General features: G+C 47.4%; 6 protein-coding genes. 1 reads left to right on the top strand and 5 read right to left on the bottom strand.

Annotated features, from left to right (window positions below; translation table 11 throughout):
- The 3 genes from K8S15_09070 to K8S15_09060 all read right to left on the bottom strand — a co-directional run.
- Positions 1-448: hypothetical protein (locus K8S15_09070; protein MCD4776182.1), on the bottom strand; the 448-nt coding region annotated here is incomplete at its 3' end.
- On the bottom strand, positions 445-822 hold the full coding sequence (locus K8S15_09065) for a hypothetical protein (protein ID MCD4776181.1): 378 nt from the start codon (positions 820-822) through the stop codon (positions 445-447). The genes K8S15_09070 and K8S15_09065, both read right to left, overlap by 4 nt.
- A 112-nt stretch (positions 823-934) precedes the next feature.
- A complete protein-coding gene (locus K8S15_09060; protein ID MCD4776180.1) occupies positions 935-1,564 on the bottom strand; it encodes a hypothetical protein in 630 nt (209 codons plus the stop codon).
- A 153-nt stretch (positions 1,565-1,717) separates the two neighbouring features.
- Here K8S15_09060 and K8S15_09055 point away from each other — a divergent pair, with 153 nt between their 5' ends.
- Positions 1,718-5,107, top strand: a complete 3,390-nt coding sequence (locus K8S15_09055; GenBank protein MCD4776179.1) for a T9SS type A sorting domain-containing protein — start codon at positions 1,718-1,720, stop codon at positions 5,105-5,107.
- Positions 5,108-5,129: 22 nt separating this feature from the next.
- On the opposite strand, the gene K8S15_09050 is transcribed toward K8S15_09055, so the two are convergent.
- Complete coding sequence (locus tag K8S15_09050; protein MCD4776178.1) at positions 5,130-6,026, bottom strand: T9SS type A sorting domain-containing protein; 897 nt, start codon at positions 6,024-6,026, stop codon at positions 5,130-5,132.
- Positions 6,027-6,053: 27 nt separating this feature from the next.
- Entirely contained in the window at positions 6,054-6,347 is a 294-nt protein-coding gene (locus K8S15_09045) for a hypothetical protein (GenBank protein MCD4776177.1), read from the bottom strand.
- Positions 6,348-6,467 lie beyond the last annotated feature (120 nt).

The following is a 6,467-nucleotide window of genomic DNA, read 5'->3' as shown; positions in this document are numbered from 1 at the left end:
TCGCCTTTAGTATCTCACCTACGATTTCATCTTCCGGTTGGCAGTATGAAGGATATAGAGCAAAGCCATTGATCAATATCCCATTTGCATAATTCGGCATGGTGTTAATATCATCATAGGCAATCCTGTCCAGCCCTGGAATCCGAATCACTGCATGACCATGTTCCTCAATCCTGCGGATTGCAGGCTGTACAGATTGCTCCTGAGGAGTATTCTCCGGATATTGTGAGACCAGCCAGATCCCAGGTTTAATAGGCCATAGATACATATCCAAATCTCTGGTTGAGTCACCTTTGAGAGTAGGTACGGGAACGAAGACCTGAGCAGGGAAATTCTTCCTGAGGAACTGGAGTCTTCGTAATCCTGAATCTCCATTTGCCATATCTTCCGCAATCAGACAGAGATCCTCATTGACGGAGATAACTGCAGTTCCGAAACTATCATTCATAACGAGAGCGGGGATTCCAAGAGAATTGAGAACTCGAGAAGAAAAACGGCTAAGACGATCTGAACCCTCCAGTCTTTCATTGCTGAAGAGAAGACCGAGGCCTTCTCCATGTTCACTCTCCCCAAGATTATGCCCCGCTCCGGAGAATCATGATTCAGCACTATCTCATCCGGTTTGAGATCGTTCTGTTCAAGCAGGTCAAGGAAGAATTCAGTTTCATCTTCAGAGACGAACACTTCTACGGTAATTCGATCGGCCACTGCTCTTGCCATCTCACATATAGTCCTACCGTAGTTGAACCTGCTATGAAAGAAGTCCTGGGCGAAACTGAGATACAGTTTCCCGACAGGTTCATATTCAGGGATTATTCTCATTTCGTTCCTCTCAGATAACATCGATACATATACTTCTTGAACCTGCGGGGCGCACCTCGAAAAAAGGATCCGCCGGATGACGGATCCTTTTACTGTTTTTCTTATGCTGGCTCTAGTCCAGATCTCCCAGATCTACCGGCAGATAGAGACCATCGTTTCCTACCCACATCTCCCAGAATGTGTAGATATCGCCGTCCTCATCTTCGCATTTGATGTCGTAGTAATCGCCGCCATCAACCCAGAATGTGAATTCGTCGCCTGAGTAGAGAATCTCGCTTCCAAGGCGGTCTTCGCCCCATCCGGAGTACGAGGAAGGGTTGGCATTGATGTAATAAATGTCATAACCGCCGGTATCATTGTAAATGGTTACCGGAGCGTTGCCATAAACGGTATTATCCGAACCGCTGCCGCCACCCGCATTGTATTCTCCGAGATCATCAAGAGTTACATACCATTCGTAGTAACCATTAACATTGACTTCCCACTTGATGTATTCGTCGCCATCCTCATCAATGAGCTTGATGTCGTATACATTGTTGGGAACGCTGAATGCAACGGAGTTTCCCGAGTAAAGTATCTCGTCATCGTCAAGCCAGTCACCGCCCCAGGAATCATCAGTACTCGGGCCAATGTAGATAAAATGAATGTCCCATCCACCGGTATCGTTAATGATTTCGATTGTTCCGGCGGAGACGGATGTGATAAGTCCAATTGCTGCCAGCAAAAGGAATGCCTTTTTCATTTCAACCTCCTTAAAGTGTTTAGATTCAGAATAGAAGCTAAACCATAACAGCATTGTTTGTCAATCCCGATTAAACGGTGACATGACATCCCGCAGTCGTATATTCGGAATGTAACTATTGAGGATATAATTAAATACACAGGCAGGTGGATCATGTTCAGATATCTTATTGTTTCCATTTTTTTTGTTGCAGTTATCCCGGCCGATACTATAACATTCGATCTGACCAGCGAACTGAACGATCGAATTGAACTGAACGAATCTTTCAGAGGAATCGTACCTGAACTGCCAGGAAGCTACGCCGGAACTGTAGAAGGCTTCCCCATGCTTCCCCAATTTCCGCGAACGGTAACCCTCCCTGCTGGATTTGGAGCTCTGTCAGTATCATCATCCGGGATATGGGAAACTGTCGCTGTCTCGGTGTTCGTCCCTCCCCTTTCAAAACCTGTTCCACTTATTCTCGAGCATGTAGATACAGATGTACAGCGGAACAATGATGTATATCTGTCAAACGATTTCTGGCCATCCTCGCCTGTTGAACTTACAGGAACAGGCTTCATGAACGGATCACCTGTTGCTGAACTTACTGTAACACCGTTGAGATGGAACCCCTCAACAGGGGAACTCCAGAGGCTCTCTTCCATTGAAGTACACATAGAAACAGTGCCGCTGGAAACCAGACCCCTGCCATCAGTTGATTCCGGGGGACTCAGAAGGATGCTGATAGTTACGAATCAATCCTGTAAATCAGCTTTTCTTGAGCTTGCGGAAAGGAGAAACGATCAGGGCATCCTTACTGAGGTATACACAATGGATAGTATATACGTTTCAGCTTCAGGACGCGATAACGCTGAAAAACTCAGGAACTTCGTCAAGGATTACTACACAGTAAATGGGCTTGATTTTCTCCTTCTGGGCGGAGACACGAACGTTGTACCCTTCAGGTATGCCTACGCAATGACCTGTGAGGCGGGAATCAGCCCCCGGGAGGACAGCCTTCCATGTGACCTGTACTTTTCAGACCTTGATGGAACATGGGACGCGAACGGCAACGATATTTTCGGAGAAATCGCTGATAATGTAGACCTGTTTCCCGATATCTTCGTAGGAAGGGCTACGGTTGAAAATGCTACCGAAGCGGGTATTTTCGTTGACAATATCGCCGCCTACGAAGACTGCATTCAGGACGATCACCTTCAGAGAGTTCTGTTCCTCGCGATGATACTCTGGTGGGATCCCTATACTAATTCCGGTGAAAGCAAAGATTACATCGATGAGGAGTTCCTTCCCGATTTCCTGGATATTACGAAGCTGTACGAAGCCCTCGGGAATGAGAATCTTGCCACAACCATGGCCGCAATGAACGCGGGGCAGAATTTCATCAACCATGACGGGCACGCGTGGTACTCATCCATAGGCGTAGGCGACGGTTACATGGGTATCAGCGATGTGAACGCAGTGAATTCAGGTGGAAAATTCGCGGCTTCAATGTACTCCATCGGATGCTGGAGCGCCGCATTCGATTACGATGCCATCGGTGAGCATTTCGTAACAAATTCTAACGGATGCACAGTTGGATACATCGGCAACTCCAGCTACGGATGGGGTTCTCCGGGAAACCCGTGCTATGGCTACTCAGACGCGCTCGATCATCTCTATCACGATTATCTTTACGCTGACCGGACTCTTACAACGGGAGAACTGCTGGCTCATACAAAGGAGTATTTCATACCCTTCAGCCAGTGGGAAAACGTTTACAGGTGGCACCAGTACGACGTGAACCTTCTGGGTGATCCTTCTCTGCGTCCTTACAGAAAAACTCCTGCACAGATCACTATCGACTGTCCTGCGATTGTTACCGCAAATACTTCCGTGTTTCCGGTGCGGGTATCCGGAGTCAATCCTGAAGGCCTGACCGTTTGCGTTCATGATCAGGGAAGCAACTGGGAAGTAGCGGAACTGGACGCCTCAGGCGCTTATACTTTTAATTTTGGAGACCCTGTAACAGGGGATGTAAAAGTCACCGTAACCGGACAGGGAGTAAAAAGAACCAGTATCGATATACTCCAAGCAACCGGTCCTGATCCTGTTATTTCCCAGTTGATTATCGATGATGATATGGGGTACGGGCAGCTTTCCCCCGGATGCAGCTCAGATCTTCATATCACTCTTCTCAATCAGGGAACAGAAAACCTGACCGACGTGGAACTTGTAATAAATTCAGTTTCAGGGCCTGCGACAATCAATCAGAACTCAAGTTCATTCGGCAGTATGGATGCCGGAGCCGAATCCCTAGGATCGCCATCGATTTCTCTTCAGGTGGACACATCGGCAGTAAACGGTGATGTAATAGCTCTCCAGGGTGAAATCCAGACTGTACAGGGGAACTGGGATATATCAATACCTTTCCTTGTGTATGCGCCGGGCTTGTACTTCACAACTTACAGTGTAAATGACAGCGCATCCGGAAACGCGAACGGCATTCCTGACCCCGGGGAAACCTTCGATCTTATCACGTCCATAGCTAATGTGGGAATGCTTAACGCAACCTGTGTGTCAGCCGTAATGACAGGATATCCGGCTGATGTAACATGGATTTCAGATTCGGCATACGTTGATTCAATTCCTCCTGAAGGAACTGAAACGTTCACCTTTGTCTGCCATCTCGATGCCGGCACACCATCCCCCTCATTCCCATGGCTTTTCTTCGACATTGTTTCCTCCACAGCCGATTACTCGTCTGCAGATTCTCTCCGGCTCACTGTGGGTGAAACCGGTATTTCAAACGATGTTGAAAACGGTGCTGCGGGATGGGTTCATTCCGGAACGAATGACATGTGGAATATCTCAGAAAACAAAAGTCATTCTCCGACGCATTCGTGGTTCTGTGGCGGAACAGCTGGATATATCGATGGGATGGATTGCAGCCTGTTCAGTCCGGAGATGGTACTCGCGCCTGAAGCGACCGTTGAATTCTGGACTACTTTCGACACTGCAATATACGGCAGCGACGGGATGTATATGGTAATCCATGATGGGGGAGCGGAGGATACTCTTGATTTTATAGGCTCCGGAGGAGCGCTTGCTCCCGCCTGCAAAGGTATCGGTACAGGCTGGGTACCATATTCGTACGATCTTTCAATGTACGAAGCGGGAACAGTCATACAACTTGAATTCAGATTCTACTCAGATGATGATGCTAATACAGGTACCGGATTCTATATCGACGACATTTCGATTGAGGGAGCGTATACAGGTTCAACAGGAGTTTCATCACCCTTGCTGGTTGCGCCTGTGATGGGGCTTCCCGCACCAAATCCTGCATCAGGCTTTTTCACTGTACCAGTTACTATCCCCGCCCCAGGTAACTGGAACCTTTCACTGTACGACATTTCGGGAAGAATGGTCCTTTCGAGAGACGGGCAATCGCCTTTCGGAGACGATGTTGAGATGAATGGTTCCCATCTGTCTTCCGGTGTTTATTTCCTTAGGCTGTCAGGCTCTGCCGAAGCTGCCGGAAGGCTGGTACTGCTTGGAAATTGATAATAATGGATACTGGGCTTGCTCAATCCAGTACAACCAGGCTCCTGCAAACCCTGTTCTGACCGGATGAAACAACGAACAGGCAAACTCCTGAAGGAATACCATCAATATCCAGCTGCAACAGATGTGTACCTGAATCAAGTATTCCGTTGAAAGCCATAGCAAGAAGACGGCCATCAAGCGAATAGATAGTAATCGATACTTCTGCTGTACTCCAAAGCTCAATGGATGGCTGAATAAAACCTGAAGCCGGATTGTTAAGGCTGTTCAGCGTTAGTCCTCCGGACAGGGATGAACCTTCCCCCTCCTCAACTCCAGTATCAGGCTCTCCAAGAAAGAGGTTAATTGTACCTGTATAATTAGCGGCGAGAATATCCGGAATCCCATCATCATTCCAGTCGCATATGGAAGGCCTTATGGAGGAATAGAAATCGATAACCTTACCATCAGCTTTAAGATCTTCATGATACTCAAAAACCGGAAGGTCCGGGGTTCCGCAGTTTATATAGCATACAATTCTGCCGGTCGTAGAACCTACTACAAGATCCGGAAGCCCGTCGTCGTTCAAATCTCCAAAATCAGGATACGAGGAGTACAGCTGTATCGGCTCACCAGAGCAGAATACGGTATCCGTCTGGTTGAAAAGCGATTCGCCGGTAACACCTTCGTTAATATAGAGATACAAACAGCTTGGAATTCCTTCCATCCTGCCTGTAACAATATCGGGAAGTCCATCGTTATTCCAGTCAACAATACTTGGTGCTGAATTATGGCCAACGTAGATGGGTTTTCCATCAACGTTAATCTTCGGTTCAGCGGTCAGGAAAATATCCCCTGAAGACAACCTGCTGAAATAACTGATGGTGCCGAGCCTATCACCAACAATGATATCCAGCCTTCCGTCATCATTCCAATCCACAGCCTGTGGATTCGTAGCTCCTGTACATCAACCGTAAGGTACGGACAGATAGCCAGTTCCATCCATAAGATAGTTGAATTCGTTGAAAACGGGATAGCTGCCGGTGCCGACATTAGGATAAAACCTTATCCTGCCATAGTCGAACTGACCGCAGATAAGATCCTTTTTACCGTCTCCGTTCCAGTCCACCGCCAGTGGAGCCGCATAACTTCCAACATTGATTTCGTCGCCACCGCACATAAGAAAGCCTTCATAAGTGAATTCCACCATTTCGGCTGTGGTTACAGCAACAGATAGAATAAGTAGAAACAACTGCCTCAATGTGAACCTCCAATTTCCTCCAATAGAATAACAGACCTCTTATAATGCGTCTAGTCCTGCCTGCCATTCTGACAGTATATTCAGCCTTACTCTGAAAGGAAACAATGAAAGTTTTCTATG

It is taken from the genome of Candidatus Aegiribacteria sp. (assembly GCA_021108005.1).
In the GTDB taxonomy this organism is placed as follows: domain Bacteria; phylum Fermentibacterota; class Fermentibacteria; order Fermentibacterales; family JCC-6; genus Aegiribacteria.
This window is presented reverse-complemented; position numbering and strand designations above follow the sequence as displayed.